Origin of the sequence: Kitasatospora sp. NPDC058170, assembly GCF_042883905.1 — a bacterium.
Classification (GTDB): Bacteria; Actinomycetota; Actinomycetes; order Streptomycetales; family Streptomycetaceae; genus Kitasatospora.
Genome location: NZ_JBHVUV010000020.1, coordinates 1 through 19707 on the forward strand (window position 1 = coordinate 1; position 19707 = coordinate 19707).

General features: G+C 71.9%; 11 protein-coding genes. 9 read left to right on the forward strand and 2 right to left on the reverse strand.

The window, feature by feature from the left end; genetic code table 11:
- On the reverse strand, window positions 1–8375 hold an 8375-nt coding region (locus ACFVVX_RS22580), incomplete at its 3' end, for an amino acid adenylation domain-containing protein (protein ID WP_387948280.1).
- A 711-nt stretch (window positions 8376–9086) separates the two neighbouring features.
- Here ACFVVX_RS22580 and ACFVVX_RS22585 point away from each other — a divergent pair.
- The 9 genes from ACFVVX_RS22585 (at window position 9087) to glmM (ending at window position 18580) form a co-directional block, all read left to right on the forward strand.
- A complete protein-coding gene (locus ACFVVX_RS22585) occupies window positions 9087–9860 on the forward strand; it encodes a thioesterase II family protein (RefSeq protein ID WP_387948282.1) in 774 nt (257 codons plus the stop codon).
- Between the two features lie 129 nt (window positions 9861–9989).
- Window positions 9990–10202 carry an MbtH family protein gene (locus tag ACFVVX_RS22590; RefSeq protein WP_387948284.1) on the forward strand — a complete coding sequence of 71 codons (213 nt, stop codon included), beginning with the start codon at window positions 9990–9992 and terminating at the stop codon, window positions 10200–10202.
- Between the two features lie 72 nt (window positions 10203–10274).
- Window positions 10275–11384: a 4-hydroxyphenylpyruvate dioxygenase gene (gene hppD, locus ACFVVX_RS22595; protein ID WP_387948286.1), complete on the forward strand. Its 1110-nt coding sequence runs from the start codon at window positions 10275–10277 to the stop codon at window positions 11382–11384.
- Window positions 11385–11539: 155 nt separating this feature from the next.
- Window positions 11540–12598, forward strand: a complete 1059-nt coding sequence (locus tag ACFVVX_RS22600; protein ID WP_387948525.1) for an alpha-hydroxy acid oxidase — start codon at window positions 11540–11542, stop codon at window positions 12596–12598.
- Window positions 12595–13899: a PLP-dependent aminotransferase family protein gene (locus ACFVVX_RS22605; RefSeq protein ID WP_387948288.1), complete on the forward strand. Its 1305-nt coding sequence runs from the start codon at window positions 12595–12597 to the stop codon at window positions 13897–13899. The genes ACFVVX_RS22600 and ACFVVX_RS22605 overlap by 4 nt, the downstream gene beginning before the upstream one ends.
- A gap of 267 nt (window positions 13900–14166) precedes the next feature.
- Window positions 14167–15825, forward strand: coding sequence for an ABC-F family ATP-binding cassette domain-containing protein (locus ACFVVX_RS22610; protein WP_387948290.1), 1659 nt, complete (start codon window positions 14167–14169; stop codon window positions 15823–15825).
- A 208-nt stretch (window positions 15826–16033) separates the two neighbouring features.
- Complete coding sequence (gene rplM, locus ACFVVX_RS22615) at window positions 16034–16477, forward strand: 50S ribosomal protein L13 (RefSeq protein WP_363605520.1); 444 nt, start codon at window positions 16034–16036, stop codon at window positions 16475–16477.
- A 45-nt stretch (window positions 16478–16522) separates the two neighbouring features.
- The gene (gene rpsI, locus ACFVVX_RS22620) at window positions 16523–17026 is read left to right on the forward strand and encodes a 30S ribosomal protein S9 (protein WP_387948293.1); all 504 of its coding nucleotides are present in this window, start codon (window positions 16523–16525) and stop codon (window positions 17024–17026) included.
- Between the two features lie 189 nt (window positions 17027–17215).
- A complete protein-coding gene (glmM, locus tag ACFVVX_RS22625) occupies window positions 17216–18580 on the forward strand; it encodes a phosphoglucosamine mutase (RefSeq protein WP_387948295.1) in 1365 nt (454 codons plus the stop codon).
- A 67-nt stretch (window positions 18581–18647) separates the two neighbouring features.
- Here glmM and coaA read toward each other — a convergent pair whose 3' ends face one another.
- A complete protein-coding gene (gene coaA, locus ACFVVX_RS22630; RefSeq protein WP_387948297.1) occupies window positions 18648–19643 on the reverse strand; it encodes a type I pantothenate kinase in 996 nt (331 codons plus the stop codon).
- Window positions 19644–19707: the final 64 nt, after the last annotated feature.

Below are 19707 nucleotides of genomic sequence, written 5' to 3' on the forward strand. Positions count from 1 at the left end.
CCGAAGGGGGTTTTCTGGAGGATGCGGTCGGTGGGGGTGAGTTGGTAGGCGTGTTGCATCCAGGCGAGGCGGTTGGTGACGCCGTGGTGGGGGATAGTGACGCCCTTGGGCCGGCCGGTGGAGCCTGAGGTGTAGATGACGTACGCGGGGTGGCTGGGCAGCAGGCCCGGCGCGGGGTTGTCGGCGGCGAGTTCGGCGAGGCGGGCGAGGGTGCTCGGGTCGTCGAGGATGATGCGGGTGGTGGCCTCGGGGAGGGTGTCCTGGTGGTCGTGGTGGGTGATGACCAGGGCGGGTCGGGCGTCGTCGAGCATGTAGGCGATGCGCTCGGCGGGGTGGTCGGGGTCCAGGGGGAGGTAGGCGGCGCCGGCCTTGATGGTGGCGTAGAGGGCGATGACGAGGTCGGTGGAGCGTTCCATGAGGACGCCGACGATGGTTTCGGGGCCGACGCCGTGTGCGGTGAGGTGGTGGGCGAGGCGGTTGGCCTGCTCGTTGAGTTCCGCGTAGGTGAGTTCGGTGTCGGCGAAGACGAGGGCGGTGGCGTCGGGGGTGCGGGCGGCCTGGGCGTGGAAGAGCTCGGGCAGGGTGGTGGGGGGCAGGTCCCGGTCGGTGTCGTTCCAGCCGGTGAGGATCAGCTCGCGCTCGGCCGGGTCCAGGATCTCGATCCGGCTGACCGGCAGCTCGGGATCGGCGACAGCGGCCTGCAGAACCCGCACGAAACGCTGCGCGATCGCCTCGGCCGTGGTCCCGTCGAACAGGTCGGTGGCGTAGGTCAGCGCACCGCGCAGGCCGACCGCCTTCCCGTGCGTGTCGTGGAGCTCACTGAGCTGGAAGTCCAGGTCGAACTTGGCCGGCAGCTGCCCGGTAGCGACCAACGCGGCCTCGATACCCGGGAGTTCGAGGGCGGCCTCGGTGTTGTTCTGGAGGGTGAGCATGACCTGGAACAGCGGGTGCCGGGCCATGGAGCGGGTGGGGGCGAGGTCCTCGACGAGGCGCTCGAAGGGGATGTCCTGGTTGGCGAAGGCACCGAGGCCGGTGTCCTGGACGCGGCTGAGCAGCTCGCCGAAGGTCGGGTCGCCTGAGACGTCGGTGCGCATGACCAGGGTGTTGACGAAGAACCCGACCAGGTCGTCGAGGGCTTCGTCGGTACGACCGGCGATGGGAGTACCGACGGGAATGTCGGTGCCCGCACCCAGACGGGAGAGCAGGGTGGCCAGTGCTGCCTGGAGGACCATGAACACGGTCACACCGCGCGAGCGGGCGAGGTCGCTGAGCTGCTGGTGCAGCTCGGCGGGGATGTCCAGGTCGTGCGTCGCGCCGTGGTGGGTGGCGATGGCCGGGCGGGGCCGGTCGGTGGGCAGCTGGAGCTCTTCCGGCAGGCCGGCCAGGGCCTCGCGCCAGTGGGCGAGCTGCTGGGACAGGACGCTCTGCGGGTCGGCGTCCTCGCCGAGGAGCTTCTGCTGCCACAGGGTGTAGTCGGCGTACTGCACCGGCAGCGGCTGCCACGCGGGGGCGTGGCCGTCGAGCCGGGCCGCGTAGGCCTGGGAGATGTCGCGGGCGAGCGGGCTCATCGACCAGCCGTCACCCGCGATGTGGTGCACGACCAGAACGAGGACGTGCTCGTTCGCGGAGGTGCTGAACAGCTCGGCGCGCAGCGGCACCTGGGCGGACAGGTCGAAGACGTACCCGGCCGCGTCGGCGAGGGCCTGCTCCAGCTCCGCCTCCGCGACCTCGGTGACGGGCAGCTCGAAGGCGACCGCCGCCGGGTCGAGGACGTGCTGGTGCGGCTGGCCGTCGGCGGTGCGGAACACCGTGCGCAGCACCTCGTGGCGCCCGATGACGTCGCCGAGCGCGGCCCGCAGGGCCTCCCGGTCCAGGGCGCCGCTGAGCCGCAGCGCGGCCGGGATGTTGTAGGTGGCGCTGGGGCCTTCGAGCTCGCCGAGGAACCACAGCCGTCGCTGGGCGGCGGACAGCGGCACCGCATCCGGGCGCTCGCCCGCGGTCAGCGCGAGCCGGGTCGTACCGGCTCCGCCCAGGCGCTCGGCCAGACCGGCGACGGTCGGCGCCTCGAACAGGGCGCGGATGCCGACCTCGACACCCAGCACCGCACGGATCCGGCTGACCAGCCGCGTCGCCAGCAGGGAGTGGCCGCCCAGCTCGAAGAAGCTGTCGTCCACGCCCACCGACGCCACGTCGAGCACCTCGGAGAAGACACCGCAGAGGATCTCCTCCTGCACGGTGCGGGGCGCGCGCCCTGCCGTGGTGGCGGTGTACTGCGGCGCGGGCAGGGCCTTGCGGTCGAGCTTGCCGTTGGCGGTCAGCGGCAGGGCCTCCAGCACCACGATCGCGCTGGGGACCATGTACTCCGGCAGGTGCTGCTGGAGGTCGGCGCGGATGGCGGCGGTGAGCGCCGCGTGGTCGTCGCCGCCGGTGGCCGGGACGACGTAGCCGATCAGGCGCTTGTCGCCGGGGTTGTCCTCGCGGACGGTGATGGTGGCCTGGGCGACGGCCGGGTGCGCGGCCAGCGCGGACTCGACCTCGCCGAGTTCGATGCGGAAGCCGCGGATCTTCACCTGGTCGTCGGCACGGCCGGCGAACTCCAGGCTGCCGTCCGCGCGCCAGCGCACCAGGTCGCCCGTGCGGTACATCCGCTCGCCGGCCTCGCCGAAGGGGTCGGCGACGAAGCGCTCGGCCGACAGGCCCGGACGGCCCAGGTAGCCGCGCGCCAGACCCGCGCCCGCCACGTACAGCTCACCTGCGGTACCGGCCGGGACCAGCTGCAGCCCGCTGTCGAGGACGTACAGACGCAGGTCGGGGATGCCGCGGCCGATGACGCTGCCGACGGCGGTGTCGGCGCTGATGGCGGCGTCGAGGGCCATGTAGCTGACGTGCACGGTGGTTTCGGTGATGCCGTACATGTTGACGAGCAGCGGCGCGTCGTCCTGGTGGCGGCCGTACCAGTCGCGCAGGCGCTTGAGGTCGAGTGCCTCGCCGCCGAACACGACGGTGCGCAGGGCGAGTTGCCGGCCGAGCTCGGGGTCCTGCGCGTCGGCCTGCATCAACTGGTAGAAGGCGGAGGGGGTCTGGTTCAGGACGGTGACCTGCTCGCGGACGAGGAGGCCGAGGAAGTCCTGCGGGGAGCGGGAGACGTCGAAGGGCACGACGACGAGGCGGCCGCCCTTGAGGAGGGCGCCCCACAGCTCCCAGACGGAGAAGTCGAAGGCGAAGGAGTGGAACCAGGTCCACACGTCGTCGGTGGCGAAGTGGAACCAGTGGTCGGTCCCGGACAGCAGGCGGGCCACGTTGCCGTGCGGGACGACGACGCCCTTGGGGCGGCCGGTGGAGCCCGAGGTGTAGATGACGTACGCGGGGTGGTTCGGCAGCAGGCCCGGCGCGGGGTTGCCGGTGTCGAGGTCGGCGAGGCGCGCGAGGGTGTCGGGGTCGTCGAGGACGATCCGGGCGGTGGCCTCGGGCAACGTGTCCTGGACGGACCGGCTGGTGATGACCAGGGTGGGCCGGGCGTCGCCGAGCATGTAGGTGATGCGGTCGGCCGGGTAGTCCGGGTCGATCGGCAGGTAGGCGCCGCCGGCCTTGAGCACGGCGAGCAGGGCGACCACCATCTCCGCAGAGCGCGGCATGGCCAGCGCCACGAGCTGCTCCGGGCCGACGCCGTGCTCGGCCAGCAGGTGGGCGAGGCGGTTGGCGCGCTCGTTCAGCTCGGCGTAGCTGAGCCGGGTGTCCGTGAACACCACGGCGGTGGCGTCGGGCGTCCGGGCCGCCTGGGCCTCGAACAGCTCGGGCAGGGTGCCGGTCGGCAGGTCCCGGGCGGTGTCGTTCCAGCCGGTGAGGATCAGTTCGCGCTCGGCCGGGTCCAGGATCTCGATCCGGCTGACGGGCTGCTCGGGGTCGGCGACGGCGGCGTGCAGGACGCGGACGAAACGCTGCGCGATCGCCTCGGCCGTGGTCCGGTCGAACAGGTCGGTCGCGAAGGTGACCAGGCCGTGGAGGCCGGCGGCCCGGCCGGTGGGGTCGAAGGCCTCGTTGAGCTGGAAGTCCAGGTCGAACTTGGCCGGGGCCTGTCCGGTCGACACCAACTCGGTCTCAAGGCCGGGGAGTTCGACGACGGCCGCCGTGGTGTTCTGGAGCGTGAGGACGACCTGGAACAGCGGGTGCCGGGCCATGGAGCGGGTGGGGGCGAGGTCCTCGACGAGGCGCTCGAAGGGGATGTCCTGGTTGGCGAAGGCACCGAGCCCGGCGTCCTGGACACGGCCGAGGAGCTCGCCGAAGGTCGGGTCGCCTGAGACGTCGGTGCGCATGACGAGGGTGTTGACGAAGAACCCGACCAGGTCGTCGAGGGCTTCGTCGGTACGACCGGCGATGGGGGTGCCGACGGGGATGTCGGTGCCCGCACCCAGACGGGAGAGCAGGGTCGCGAGCCCGGCCTGGAGGACCATGAAGAGGGTGACGCCGCGCGACCGGGCGAGGTCGGCGAGCTGCTGGTGCAGCTCGGCGGGCACCTCGACGGGCAGGGTGGCGCCGTGGTGGGTGGCGATGGCCGGGCGCGGTCGGTCGGTGGGCAGCTGGAGCTCTTCCGGCAGGCCGGCCAGGGCCTCGCGCCAGTGGGCGAGCTGCTGGGACAGGACACTGCTGGGGTCGGTGTCGTCCCCGAGGAGCTTCTGCTGCCACAGGGTGTAGTCGGCGTACTGCACCGGCAGCGGCTGCCACACCGGCGCGTTGTCGTCGAGCCGGGCCGCGTAGGCCTCGGACAGGTCCCGGGCCAGCGGGCCCATCGACCAGCCGTCACCCGCGATGTGGTGCACGACCAGAACGAGCACGTGCTCGTTCGCGGAGGTGCTGAACAGCTCGGCGCGCAGCGGCACCTGGGCGGACAGGTCGAAGACGTACCCGGCCGCGTCGGCGAGGGCCTGCTCCAGCGCGGCCTCCGCGACCTCGGTGACGGGCAGCTCGAAGGCGACCGCCGCCGGGTCGAGGACGTGCTGGTGCGGTCGGCCGTCGGCGGTGCGGAACACCGTACGCAGCACCTCGTGGCGCCCGATGACGTCGCCGAGCGCGGCCCGCAGGGCCTCCCGGTCCAGGGCGCCGCTGAGCCGCAGGGCCGCCGGGATGTTGTAGGTGGCGCTGGGGCCTTCGAGTTCGCCGAGGAACCACAGTCGGCGCTGGGCGGCGGACAGCGGCACCGCGTCCGGGCGCTCGCCCGCGGTCAGCGCGGGTCGGGCAGCACCGGCCCCGCCCAGACGGGCGGCCAGACCGGCGACGGTCGGCGCCTCGAACAGGGCGCGGATGCCGACCTCGACACCCAGCACCGCACGGATCCGGCTCATCAGCCGCGTCCCGAGCAGGGAGTGGCCGCCGAGCTCGAAGAAGCTGTCGTCCACGCCCACCGACGCCACGCCGAGCACCTCGGCGAACACACCGCAGAGGATCTCCTCCTGCCGCGACGAGGGCGCGCGCCCGGAGGCGCCGGTCGCGTAGTCCGGCGCGGGCAGCGCCAGCCGGTTCACCTTCCCGCTGGGCGTCAGCGGCAGCGAGTCCAGCACCACCACCGCGCTCGGGACCATGTACTCCGGCAGCTCCGACGCGACGTGCCTGCGCAGCAGTTCGCCGTCCACAGGCTCTGCGGACTCCGCGGCCGGGACGACGTAGCCCACCAGCCGCTGGTCCCCGGGGCGGTCCTCGCGCACCACGACGCTGGCCCGGCCCACCGACGGGTGGCCGGCCAGCGCGGACTCGACCTCGCCGAGCTCGATGCGGAAGCCGCGGATCTTCACCTGCGCGTCCGCCCGCCCGGCGAACTCCAGGCTGCCCGCTGCGCTCCACCGCACCAGGTCGCCCGTGCGGTACATCCGCCCGCCCGCCGGGCCGAACGGGTCGGCCACGAAGCGGTCGGCCGTCAGCTCCGGACGGCCCAGGTAGCCACGCGCCAACGCGGCGCCCGCGACGTACAGTTCACCCGTCACGCCGACCGGCGCCGGCTGCAGCGCGTTGTCCAGGACGTAGACCCGGGTGTTGGCGATCGGTCGCCCGATCGGGGTCTCGGTCGCCCCGCAGTCGCCGAACAGCACGTCGCCGCTGGTCTCGGAGGCGCCGTAGAAGTTGAGCAGCCGGGCATCCGGCAGCGCCTCGGCGAACCGCTCGGCCAGGTACTGCGGGATGTTCTCGCCGGTGGTGACCCAGTGGGTGCACGAGGTCAGCAGCGGTGTGCCGACCTCCAGCAGGGCGGCGAGCAGGCTCGGCACGACGGTGATGCGGCCGATGCCGTGCCGGGCGATCAGCTGGGCCAGGGCCAGCGGGTCCTTGGCGGACGCCGCGTCGGCCAGCACGACCGGGTCGCCGTGGAACAGCGAGCCGAGCAGCTCGGTGGAGCCGTCGACGAAGCTCATGGAGCTCTTCGCCAGGGTCGGCGCGCCCGGCCGGTAGGGGTAGCTGCGGGCGATCGCGGTGAGCAGGTTGGCGGCGCTGGCGTGCAGGCCGACGACGCCCTTGGGGCGGCCGGTCGACCCGGAGGTGTAGAGGACGTAGGCGGGGTGCTCCGGGCGCAGCGGGGCGGTCCGGTCCGCGTCGGTCGGGTCGGTGGCGGGGAACCGTTCGAGCTCGGCGGCCAGCTCCGGGGTGTCGACGACGAGCAGGGGCGCCGGGGTGGCGGCGCGCAGGCCGGCCTCGGTCCGGGCGCCGGCCAGCACCAGCGCCGGCTCGGCGTCGGCCAGCATGTAGGCGATCCGCTCGGCCGGGTACTCCGGGTCGACCGGCAGGTAGGCGGCGCCGGTCTTGATGACGGCGAGCAGTGCCACCACCATCTCGACGGAGCGCGGTACGGCCAGCGCGACGAGCCGCTCCGGGCCCGCCCCGCGCTCGATCAGCAGCCGGGCGAGCCGGTTGGCCCGCTCGTTCAGCTCGGTGTAGGTGGCCTCGGTGTCCTGGAAGACGAGGGCGGTCGCCTCGGGGGTGCGGGCGACCTGCGCCTGGAACAGCTCCGGCAGCACCCCGGCCGGCACGGCGGCCGCGGTGTCGTTCCACTCGGCGAGCATCCGCCGGCGCTCGTCCCCGGTCAGCAGCTCGACCCGGCCGATGGGCTGGTGCTCGTCGGCCGCCGCGAGCGCGTCGAGGAAGCGGATGAAGCGGTCGGCGTGCTCGGCGACCTGCTGGGCGTCGTACACCGAGGGGTTGGCGTCGAGGGCGAAGAGCATGCCCTGTCCGGCGGCCCGGTCGTAGACGACGAAGGACAGGTCCTCGACGGGGCCGTTGGTGAGGTTGTGGGCGGTGGACGGGTGTCCGCCGAAGGTCAGGTCGTAGTTGAACGCCTGGATGTTGACGGTGGCGCCGACGAGCGGGCCGGAGGCGCCGGCCAGGCCGAGCTCCCGCCGCATCTCCTCGTAGCGGTAGCGCTGGTGGCGCAGGTCCTGGCGGGCGGCGGCGCTGGTCTGCTTGACCAGCTGGACCAGGGTCAGCTCGGGGCCGACGGTCAGGCGCAGCGGCAGGACGTTGGTGAGCATGCCGGGGATCGCGCGGACGGTCCGGCCCGAGCGGCTCATGACGGGCATGCCGAGGACGACGTCGTGGGCGCCGGTCAGGCGGTGGGTGTAGGCGGCGGTCGCGGCCAGGACGAAGGCGGACCAGCCGACGCCGAGGCGGCGGGCGGCCGCCTTCAGCCGGGCGGAGTGCTCGACGCCGAGGTCGACCGTGTGGCGCAGGTGGCCGCGGGCGGGGGGCGCGAAGCGGCCGGCGAGGTTGACCGGCTCGGGGCGGTCGGCGAGGCGGTCCAGCCAGTACCGGCGGTCCTCGGCGTGCTGCTCGGAGCCGCGGTAGGCGGCCTCGTCGTCCAGCAGGTGCTGGAAGGCCGGGAGCGGGCTGCCCTCGTCGGGGCGCCCCTCGACCAGGGCGGTGTAGAGCTCGGCGGCGCGGGCCGCCATGAGCGAGCCGCTGTAGCCGTCGACGACTCCGTGGTGGGCGCGCTGGTACCAGATGAAGCGGTCCTCGCCCGCGCGCAGGAGGGCCATGGTGAAGTGCGGGCCCTGCTGCAGGTCGGAGGGGCGCTTCAGGTCGGCCCACATCCAGGCCTGCGCGGCGGCCCACGGGTCGGGCTCGGCCGAGACGTCCACCAGGTGCAGCGGCCAGTCGGCGTACGGGTTGATGCGCTGCCGGACGCCGCTGTCGGACTCGACGAAGCACAGCCGGAAACCCTCGGCCTCGTGGAGCACCTGACGCAGGGCCACCTCGAAGAGCCTGGCATCGACCGGGCCGTGGATCTCCAGACATTCGGCGATCTGGTAGGCGTGGCTCGCCGGGTCCAGCTGCTGGGCGAACCACATGCCGGACTGGCCGGCGAGCAGGGGAAGGGTCTCGGCCTGGGTGTCCAACATGCTTCGGCGCTCCGGTTTCGTCAGCGTTCTTCGTCGGGTGGTGACCCGTGGGCGGCCTGACCTCGCGCGTGACGGCGGCGAGCGTCGGCGACTGGCCCCGGCACCCCGGTGCGGGGTGCACCTGGGAGCAGGGCGGCATGGTGTGCCTGTGGTGACGGGACGTCCGGTGGATCCTGTGACGCTCGACTCATCGGTGGCCTGCCACCGTCCGCGTTCAGGTGTGTTCTATTCCACATTCCGGACGCGGGCCGGGGCGAGGTCATCACCGCCATGGCCCGTCTGCGTGTCCGCGTGCGTAGAGGGACGGTCGGCTGCGGGGGCGTGCCGCAGTCCCTCCCGACGCGGCAGCCGGCCCGCTGGGCCAGCCCTCTTGAGGTGCCTCCGGTCGTGAGCGACCGCCCGGCGGCAGCCGGGTTGACGCTCGATCACAGAGGCAGTCGAGAAGCATAGCTGACTGTCGATCGCCCGCGACCGTACTTGATCGAATATGACCGATCTTGCCTTGACCGGGTCCACCGGGCTGTGATCAGCTGAATCCGTGCGGCCACGATTGTGCGACCGCAACAGGAGGGGCTGGGGGGCGCCGTTCTCAAACTCCTGCCCCATTCCGCCCGATAACCGGACCGACGTTCTGTCCGTTATCGCCGGAGTGTCCCTCCTGGTGATTTGTGATGCACGGGGGCGGCCCGAACTCGGGCTGGAAGGGTTGTTATGTACAGCAGGGGTGGGGAACCGGCCGATCGATGGTTTCGGGCCGTACGTCCGATTTCGAACCCGAAGATCCGACTCGTCTGTTTCGCCCACGCGGGCGGCGCGGCAAGCTTCTTCCGCTCCTGGGACGGGTTCGTGCCCGACGGTGTGGAACTCGTGGCGGTTCGGTACCCGGGGCGGGAAGACCGTCTGCTCGACCCTCCGGCCGCGACGATGGCGGAGCTGGTGGAGCCGCTGGTACGCGAATGTTCCCGATTCTCCGACGCGCCGCTGGTGTTCTTCGGCCACAGCATGGGCGCGTCGGTCGCCCATGAGGTCGCCGTGCGCCTCCAGGTCGAGTGCGGTGTCACCCTGTCGGCCCTCGCGGTGTCCGGCCGGGCCGGTCCCGGGCGGGAGGTCGCGCGTGGGCTCGCCGACGCGAGTGACCTTCAACTCATCGAGGACGTCGGCCTGTTGGGCGGCACGGTGGCGGGCACCTTCGAGAACGCGGACCTGCGGGAGCTGATCCTGCCGGCCATCCGCGCCGACTACCGACTGATCGAACGGTATCGGGCGCCCCAGGCTGAGAATGCCATGGTGGACGCGCCCATCTATGCCTACTATGGAAGTCAGGACGCAGAGCTGAGCGAGGATTCAATGGAATCCTGGTCAGCGGTGACGCGGGCCGGCTTCGCCGCGCGCGCCTTCGACGGCGGCCATTTCTACCTCGTGGAGCACGCCGAGGCCGTGCTCCGAGATCTCTTCCTCCGAATCGACTCCGCGATCAGGGTCTGATCGTCAATCCGATGTTCCGTCCGTGAGTCAACGGGTGCGCCTCCCCGCATTCGTCGGCCCCGCCATGCCCGGATATTCCTTCGGGCATCCCCGGATCCCCCATCGAACCACCACGGAAAGGCTCCAACAATGACGAATCCGTTTGAGAACCCGGACGGCAGCTACCTCGTGCTGGTCAACGAGGAGGGGCAGCACTCGCTCTGGCCGGCCTTTGCCGAGGTGCCCGAGGGCTGGAATAAGGCCTTCGGCGAGGCGGCCCGCCAGGAATGCCTCGACTACATCGAGGCGTCCTGGACGGACATGCGCCCGAAGAGTCTCGTCGCCGCCGTGCAGGAGAGCTGAGACCGACCCCTCCTTCCGTCGGTCGAACCAGGTCGCGGCACAACTGCCGTGACCCCCGAACAAGTTAGAGGCGTGCATATCGTGGACGGATCCGACTTCCCCGCCGATCTCGGTATCGAGTATGTCGAGTTCTATGTCGAGAATCTTGAGGCAAGGACCGCGGAGTGGGTCGACCACTACGCGTTCGAGGTGATCGGCAGAAGCGGAACCGAGGCCCTGGGATTCCGGAGCACGGCGCTTCGGCAGGGCCGGGTCGTGCTGGTCCTGACCGAAGGGACCTCGGACGACCACCCCGCCGCCCGCTACGTCCGGCGCCACGGTGACGGTGTCGCGGACATCGCCCTGCGGACCGCGGACGCGTCGGCGGCCTTCGCCGCGGCGGTGGAGCGCGGCGCGCGCCGGGTCGACCGGCCGCTCCAGGACGGTGCGGCGCCCGCCGCCACGATCGCCGGCTTCGGGGACCTGGTCCACACCTTCGTCCAGGGCGGCGCCGACGGCGAGCCCGGTCTGCCGCCGGGCTTCGTCGCGGAGCCCGGGTCGGCCCCGGCCGGGCCGGGCCACGGCGGCGCCGGGCCGGTGGGCGCGCAGCTGATCGACCACTTCGCCGTCTGCGTGAACGCCGGCGAGCTCGACCCCACCGTGGAGTTCTACCGGAGCGCGCTGGGCTTCCGGGAGATCTTCGAGGAGCGCATCGTCGTCGGTCCCCAGGCGATGATCTCCAAGGTCGTCCAGAGCGCCTCCGGCGAGGTGACGTTCACCATCATCGAGCCGGACACCACCGCCGAGCCGGGCCAGATCGACGGGTTCCTCGCCAGCCACGACGGCGCGGGCATCCAGCACATCGCGTTCTCGGTCGAGGACGCCGCACGCTCCGTCCGGGCCCTCAGGGAGCGCGGGGTGGCGTTCCTGACGACCCCGGGCTCGTACTACGACCTGCTCACCGAGCGGATCACGCCCAAGAACCACGAGCTGGACGTGCTGCGGGAGTTGAACCTCCTGGTCGACGAGGACCACGGCGGCCAGCTGTTCCAGATCTTCACCCGGTCCACCCACCCGCGCCGCACCCTCTTCTTCGAGGTGATCGAGCGGATCGGTGCCGAGACCTTCGGCAGCTCGAACATCAAGGCGCTCTACGAGGCCGTCGAGCTGGAGAGGTCCAAGCAGAGCGGCACCGCGCAGTGAGCCTTCCGGACCGTCAGGAGTCCGTGGCGGCACCGGATCCCGCGAACGCCGGGGCCCTCGCGACCGCCGGGGCCCTCGCGAACGCCGGCGCTCTCACGGCCGGAGCCGACGAGGCGGTCTGCCTCGCGGACGTCGAGCGCGCCGCCTTCGCGACGGTGCCGAAGGACGTCTGGGACTTCGTCGCCGGGGGCAGCGGCCGCGAGCTCACGCTGGCGGCCAACCGCTCCGCGCTGGACGCCGTCCACCTGGTACCCCGCATCCTGCGGGACGTGTCCGGCTGCACCGCCGGGACGACCCTGCTCGGACGCGACGCGGCGATGCCGCTGGCGGTGGCTCCGGTGGCGTACCACCGGCTGCTCCACCCCGAGGGCGAGCTGGCCACGGCCCGCGCGGCCCGCCGCGCCGGAGTGCCGTTCACCATCGGGACGCTGAGCAGCTACCCGCTGGAGGAGGTCGCCGCCGCGGCCGGCCGCAGCTGGTTCCAGCTCTACTGGCTGCGCGACGAGGCCCGGCTGTTCGACCTGGTCGCGCGGGCCGAGGACGCCGGCTGCGAGGCCCTGATGCTGACCGTCGACGTCCCGTGGATGGGACGGCGGCTGCGCGACATCCGCAACCGGTTCAGCCTGCCCGCGGACGTCACCGCGGCCAACCTCCCGGCCGGTACCGGCTCCGAGGCGCACACGGCGCGCCGCGGTGCCTCCGCGGTGGCCGCCCACACCAGCGTGGCCATGACCGAGGCGCTCACCTGGGAGCACGTGGAGCGCCTGCGGGCCCGCACCCGCCTGCCGCTGATCCTCAAGGGCGTCCTCGATCCGCAGGACGCCCGGATCGCCGCCGACCACGGCGTCGACGCGCTGGTGGTCTCCAACCACGGGGGGCGCCAGCTGGACGGCGCCGTCCCGGCCAGCACGATGCTCCCCGAGGTGCGGGAGGCTGTCGGCGACCGCGTCGAGGTCCTCTTCGACAGCGGGGTCCGCACCGGCACGGACGTCCTGAAGGCCGTGGCCCTCGGCGCGTCGGGCGTCCTGCTGGGCCGCCCGCTGCTCTGGGGGCTGGCGGTCGGCGGCGAGGCCGGCGCCGACACCGTCCTGCGGATCCTCGCCGAGGAGATCCGCGACGCGCTGGGCCTGGCCGGCTGCGACTCGGTGGCCGCCGCCCGGCTGCTGCGCACCGTCCGGGCCGACTACGACAGGGAAAGTGGTTCAGCACGATGAACAGCCAAGCGGTGGAGCTCGCCCTCGGGACCCTCCACGAGTCCCTGGGGTCGCCCGTCAGCGAGTCCATGAACTTCCTCAACGAGGTGGCGCAGCGCTATCCGGACGCGATCTCCTTCGCGGCCGGGCGCCCGTACGAGGGCTTCTTCGACCTCGACGACATCCACCGCCACCTGGAGACCTACCGCGGCTACCTGCGGGAGCGCCTGGGCGGCGACGAGGCCGCGGTGAGCCGGACGGTCATGCAGTACGGGCGCACCAAGGGGATCATCCACGAGCTGATCGCCCGGCACCTGGGCGTGGACGAGGGCATCACGGCGGACCCGGAGTCGATCGTGGTCACGGTCGGCTGCCAGGAGGCCCTGTACCTGACGCTGCGTGCGCTGCGCCGCAGCGACACCGACGTGCTGCTGTCGGTGGTGCCCGCCTACGTCGGGATGCACGGGGCGGCCCAGCTGGTCGACATGCCGGTGCTGCCGGTCGAGGAGACCGCGGAGGGCATCGACCTCGACCGGCTGGTCGAGGTCGTGCAGCGCGCCAAGGCGGACGGGCTGACCCCGCGCGCCTGCTACGTCGTCCCCGACTTCGCCAACCCGAGCGGGGTCAGGCTGACCCTGGAAGCCCGCCGCCGGCTGCTGCGCCTCGCCGAGGAGCACGACTTCCTGATCCTGGAGGACAACCCCTACGGCCTGCTCGGCGACCCGGACGGGCCGCCGACGATCAAGTCGCTCGACGAGGCCGCGCGGGTGGTCTACCTGGGGTCGTTCGCGAAGACCGGGATCCCCGGGGCCCGGGTCGGCTACGTGGTCGCGGACCAGCGCGTGGTGGGCGGGTCCGGCGGCCCGGAGACCCTCGCGGACCAGCTCGCCAAGATCAAGAGCATGGTGACGGTGAACACCTCGCCGATCGCCCAGGCCGTCATCGCCGGGAAGCTGCTGGAGCACGGGTGCAGCCTGCGGGCCGCCAACGCCCGTGAGATCGGGACCTACCGGAGCAACCTCCGCCAGGTGCTGGACGGGCTGGAGCGGCGGTTCGGCGGGGGGAAGGCCCCCGGCGTCTCCTGGAACACCCCGTCGGGCGGCTTCTTCGTGCTGCTCACCGTGCCCTTCACCGCCGACGACGCGCTGCTCGAGTCCAGCGCGCAGCAGCACCGGGTGCTGTGGACGCCGCTGCACCACTTCTACGCCGACCCCGAGCCGCGCCGGGTGATCCGGCTCTCGTTCAGCCACCTGCAGCCGCAGGAGATCGAGGAGGGCCTGGACCGGCTCGCGGGCTTCGTCCACGGGCAGTCCGACAGCTGAGCCTGGGGTCCGTCTTCAAGCTCCCGCCTGCTTGGCGGCGCCCGGGCACGCACCTCGCCGCGTTGTCGTCAGTCGCCAATGGCCCCCAGCCTCCGGCCGGGAGGTGCCCCCACCGCAGTGGCTCCCTCCTCCGCCTTGCGATGCACGCACCCGAACGCCGCCGAGCCCGCCCTCCGGGCGAACGACGGGAGCTTGAAGACGGACCCCATGGCCGGCGGACCGAAATGCATTTGGGTCCGTCGGCCTGTACGTAGCAAAATCCGACGTATGGGACACGTCGAGATTTCGCACCTTGAGTACTACCTGCCGGACGGGCGGGTGCTTTTCGACGACGCGTCCTTCCGGGTCGGCGAGGGCTCCGCGGTCGCCCTGGTGGGCGCCAACGGGGCCGGCAAGACCACGCTGCTGCGTATGATCGCGGGCGACATCCAGCCGCACGGCGGCACGGTGACGATCAGCGGCGGCCTCGGCGTGATGCGTCAGTTCGTCGGCACCACCGGCCGCGAGGACCAGCGCGAGACGCCCGGCGCGCTCGCCGCCGACGCCTCCGTCCGCGACCTGCTGGTCTCGGTCGCCCCCGAGCGGATCGCCGTCGCGGCCCGCGCGGTGGACGCCGCCGAGCTGGCGATGATCGCCCAGGACGACGAGAAGACGCAGATGGCCTACGCCCAGGCGCTCTCCGACTGGGCGGACGTCGGCGGCTACGACTACGAGACCGACTGGGACGTCTGCACGACGGCGGCCCTCGGGATGCCCTTCGACAAGGCCCAGTGGCGCGGTCTGAACACGCTCTCCGGCGGCGAGCAGAAGCGCCTCGTGCTGGAGGCGCTGCTGCGCGGCCCCGAGGAGGTGCTGCTGCTGGACGAGCCGGACAACTACCTGGACGTCCCGGGCAAGCGCTGGCTGGAGGAGGCGATCAAGGCCAGCTCCAAGACGGTGCTGTACATCTCCCACGACCGCGAGCTGCTCTCCCGGACGGCCGAGAAGATCATCAGCGTCGAGTCCGGCGCGGCCGGCAGCAGCGTCTGGGTGCACGGCGGCGGCTTCGACTCCTTCCACGAGGCCCGCAAGGACCGCTTCGCGCGCTTCGAGGAGCTCGGCCGGCGCTGGGACGAGGAGCACGCCAAGCTCAAGAAGCTGGTGGTCAACCTGCGCCAGGCGGCCTCCATCAGCCACGCGCTCGCCACCCGCTACGCCGCCGCGCAGACCAGGCTGAAGAAGTTCGAGGAGGCCGGCCGCCCGGAGGAGCCCCCGCGCGAGCAGAGCATCACCATGCGGCTCAAGGGCGGGCGCACCGGCATGCGCTCGTTCACCATGGAGCAGCTGGAGCTCACCGGGCTGATGAAGCCCTTCGACCTGGAGGTCTTCTACGGCGAGCGGATCGGCGTGCTCGGCTCCAACGGCTCCGGCAAGTCGCACTTCCTGCGGCTGCTGGCGGGGGACACCACGGTCGCCCACACCGGCAGCTGGAAGCTCGGCGCCCGGGTGGTGCCCGGCCACTTCCGGCAGACCCACGCCCACCCGGAGCTGTTCGGGCGGACGGTGCGCTCGATCGTCGAGGAGGAGCACGCGCTCAGCCGCGGCGCCGCGATGGGCGCGCTGCGCCGGTACGAGCTGGACCGCCAGGAGGAGCAGAAGTTCGAGTCGCTGTCCGGCGGGCAGCAGGCCCGGCTGATGATCCTCAAGCTCGAACTCTCCGGCGTGACGGCCCTGCTGCTCGACGAGCCGACCGACAACCTGGACCTGGAGAGCGCCGAGGCGCTGCAGGCCGGGCTGGAGGCCTTCGACGGCACGGTGCTCTGCGTGACGCACGACCGCTGGTTCGCCAAGACCTTCGACCGCTTCCTGGTGTTCGGCTCGGACGGACGGGTCTACGAGGCCCCGGAGCCGGTCTGGGACGTCAGCCGCGTGGAGCGCGATCGCTGAGGATTTTGACCCTCGTCGGCCTGCCCGGTAGGCTGGTCGCTTGTTGTGCGTATTGGCTCGCTCCATCTCACGTGAGAGGTCGGTACGCCGGAGACACCTAGCCGACGACCGGCGGCCACCCTTGAATTGCGTCCAAGGTGGGCCAGGCTGATCCCTCGTCCAGGTGCTCCTGTCAGGACTCACTCACTGAAAAGCGAAGGCTACGACCGTGCGTACGTACAGCCCCAAGCCCGGCGACGTCCAGCGTCAGTGGCACGTCATCGACGCGACCGACGTCGTGCTCGGCCGCCTGGCCTCCCAGGCCGCCAACCTCCTCCGGGGTAAGCACAAGGCGATCTACGCGCCGCACGTTGACACTGGTGACTTCGTCATCATCATCAACGCGGACAAGGTGCACCTGTCGGGTAACAAGAAGACCCAGAAGCTGGCCTACCGCCACAGCGGTTTCCCGGGTGGTCTCCGCTCGGTGCGTTACGACGACCTCCTGGACAAGAACCCGGAGAAGGCCGTCGAGAAGGCCATCAAGGGCATGGTTCCCAAGAACAGCCTGGGCCGCCAGATGCTCTCGAAGCTGAAGGTCTACTCGGGCGACCAGCACCCGCACGCTGCCCAGCAGCCGGTGCCGTTCGAGATCACCCAGGTCGCGCAGTAATTCGGCCACCGAGCCCCCCAACACTGAAAAGAGCTGAGGAACACCGTGGCCGAGACCACTGAAACCCTTGAGGTCGAGTTCGACGACACCGTCGTCGAGGGCGAGTACACCTCCGAGGAGAGCTACACCTCCGAGTCGCTGGCCGGTCGCTTCGGCGAGGCCACCCCGGGCGCCGGCCTCGGCCGCCGCAAGGAGGCGATCGCCCGCGTGCGGATCGTCCCCGGCACCGGCGTCTGGAAGATCAACGGTCGCACCCTGGAGAACTACTTCCCCAACAAGGTGCACCAGCAGACCGTCAACGAGCCGTTCAAGCTGCTCGAGCTCGACGGCCGCTACGACGTTGTCGCCCGCATCTCGGGTGGCGGCGTGTCCGGTCAGGCCTACGCGCTGCGCCTCGGCGTGGCCCGCGCCCTGAACGAGGCCGACGTGGACAACAACCGCGCCGCCCTCAAGAAGGCCGGCTTCCTGATGCGTGACGCCCGCGCCGTCGAGCGCAAGAAGGCCGGTCTCAAGAAGGCCCGCAAGGCGCCGCAGTACAGCAAGCGCTAATTGCGCCCCAGGGGTGCGTACCGCCCTGGTGGTGCACACCCCTGGATGCGCTCTCACGCCCCGGAGTACCCCGTGTACTCCGGGGCGTTGTGCTCCCCGCCCGTTGTGCGGCGGCCGGGGATTTGATCGGATTTACTGCCGGGATTACTGCCGGGCTCGGTGCCAGCAGCGGTGATGGAGGACGGGACAGTGGGACGACTCTTCGGTACGGACGGCGTACGCGGTGTGGCCAACCAGACCCTGACGGCGGAGCTGGCGCTCGGCCTGTCGGTCGCGGCGGCGCACGTGCTCGGCGAGGCGGGGGCCTTCGACGGCCACCGGCCGGTCGCGGTGGTCGGCCGCGACCCGCGCGCCTCGGGCGAGTTCCTGGAGGCCGCGGTCATCGCGGGCCTGGCCAGTGCGGGCGTCGACGTACTGCGGGTCGGCGTGCTGCCCACCCCGGCGGTGGCCTACCTCACCGGCGCGCTCGGCGCCGACTTCGGCGTGATGCTCTCCGCCAGCCACAACGCCATGCCGGACAACGGCATCAAGTTCCTCGCCCGGGGCGGCCACAAGCTGGACGACCGGATCGAGGACGCCATCGAGGCGCACTACCGGACGTACTCCGTCGGCAGCTCGGAGTGGAAGCGCCCGACCGGCGCCGACGTCGGCCGGGTCCGCGAGTACACCGAGGGCTTCGACAAGTACGTCGCCCACCTGATCGGCGTGCTGCCCAACCGCCTGGACGGCATCCGGGTCGTCATCGACGGCGCGCACGGGGCGGCCGCCTACGTCGCCCCCGAGGCCTTCGCCCGGGCCGGCGCCGAGGTCGTCCACACCCTGGGGGCGGAGCCCACCGGCCTCAACATCAACGACGGCGTCGGCTCCACCCACCTGGACCGGCTGCGCGTCGCGATGCAGGAGTACCGGGCCGACCTCGGCATCGCGCTCGACGGCGACGCCGACCGCTGCCTGGCCGCCGACGCGGACGGCAACGAGGTGGACGGCGACCAGATCATCGCGATCCTGGCCGTCGCCATGAAGGAGGCCGGCACGCTGCGCCGCAACACCGCGGTCGCCACCGTGATGTCCAACCTGGGCTTCAAGCTGGCGATGGAGCGCGAGGGCGTGGAGCTGGTGCAGACGGCGGTCGGCGACCGCTACGTGCTGGAGGCGATGAAGGAGCAGGGCTTCGCGCTGGGCGGCGAGCAGTCCGGCCACGTCATCCTGCTGGACCACGCCACCACCGGCGACGGCACGCTGACCGGCCTGATGCTGGGCGCGCGGCTGGCCGCCACCAAGCAGCCGCTGGCCGACCTGGCCGCCGTGATGACCCGGCTGCCGCAGCTGCTGATCAACGTCAAGGACGTCGACAAGAGCCGGGTGCACAGCAGCGTCGAGCTGGCCGCGGCCGTCGCCGAGGCCGAGGCCGAGCTGGGTGCCACCGGCCGGGTGCTGCTGCGCCCCTCGGGCACCGAGCCGCTGGTCCGGGTGATGGTCGAGGCCGCCGACCAGGTGCAGGCGAAGGCCGTCGCCGAGCGGCTGGCCGAGGCGGTCCGGACGCACCTGGGCTGACCCCCCGCCCGACCGGCAGGGCCCCCGCCGTTGCGTACGGCGGGGGCCCTGTCGCGTGCGGGCGGGATCAGAGCTTGCGCAGCAGCGCGCGGCGGACCTTGTGGTCCTGGCCCTTCTGCAGGATCAGGGTGGCCCGGCCGCGGGTGGGCAGCACGTTCTCCAGCAGGTTGGGCTTGTTGATGGTGCGCCAGACCTGGCGGCCGTACTCCATCGCCTCCTCCTCCGGGACCTCGGTGAAGCGGCGGAAGTAGGAGTTCGGGTCCTGGAAGGCGGTCTGCCGCAGCTTGCGGAACCGGTCCAGGTACCAGTTCTCGATGTCGTCCGTGCGGGCGTCGACGTAGATCGAGAAGTCGAAGTAGTCGGCCACCGCCAGGCGGGTCCGGCCGTCGGTGCCGGGCAGGGCCGGCTGGAGCACGTTCAGCCCCTCGACGATCAGGATGTCCGGGCGCTCCACGGTGAGCCGCTCCCCGGACACGATGTCGTACACCAGGTGCGAGTACACCGGCGCGGTGACCCGGTCCTTGCCGGCCTTCACGTCCGCGACGAAGCGCATCAGCGCCCGGCGGTCGTAGGACTCCGGGAAGCCCTTGCGGGCCATCAGCCCGCGGCGGCGCAGCTCGGCGTTGGGCAGCAGGAAGCCGTCCGTGGTGACCAGCTCGACCCGGGGGTGCTCGGGCCAGCGGGCCAGCAGCGCCTGCAGCAGACGGGCCGTGGTGGACTTGCCGACCGCGACGGACCCGGCCACCCCGATGACGAAGGGGGTCCGGGTCCGCTCGGTGTCGGGGGTGTCCAGGAAGGTGCCCACGGCGCCACGCAGTTCATGGGTGGCGTGGATGTAGAGGTTGAGCAGCCGGGACAGCGGCAGGTAGACGTCGCGGACCTCGTCCAGGTCGAGGGCGGTACCGAGGCCGCGCAGCCGTTCCACCTCCTCCGCGGTCAGCGGCAGCGGCGTACGCTCGCGCAGCGCGCTCCACTCGGCCCGGCTGAGGTCCACGTAGGGCGACGGGGACGGGCCGGGCGTGGCGGCGCCCCGCGTACAGAGTTCGGTCAGCACATGCTCCATTGTGGGCCGTAGCGGCGTTCACGGCGGTTGTGGTGTCTGTCACGCGCGGTGGCACCAGGTGGAG

What these genes read in the sequence shown, in the direction of transcription:
- ACFVVX_RS22585 (WP_387948282.1), top strand. Translation starts at nt 9,087, where the DNA reads ATGTACAGCAGGGGTGGGGAACCGGCCGATCGATGGTTTCGGGCCGTA.
- coaA (WP_387948297.1), bottom strand. Translation starts at nt 19,643, where the DNA reads ATGGAGCATGTGCTGACCGAACTCTGTACGCGGGGCGCCGCCACGCCC.
- ACFVVX_RS22610 (WP_387948290.1), top strand. Translation starts at nt 14,167, where the DNA reads ATGGGACACGTCGAGATTTCGCACCTTGAGTACTACCTGCCGGACGGG.
- ACFVVX_RS22605 (WP_387948288.1), top strand. Translation starts at nt 12,595, where the DNA reads ATGAACAGCCAAGCGGTGGAGCTCGCCCTCGGGACCCTCCACGAGTCC.
- ACFVVX_RS22590 (WP_387948284.1), top strand. Translation starts at nt 9,990, where the DNA reads ATGACGAATCCGTTTGAGAACCCGGACGGCAGCTACCTCGTGCTGGTC.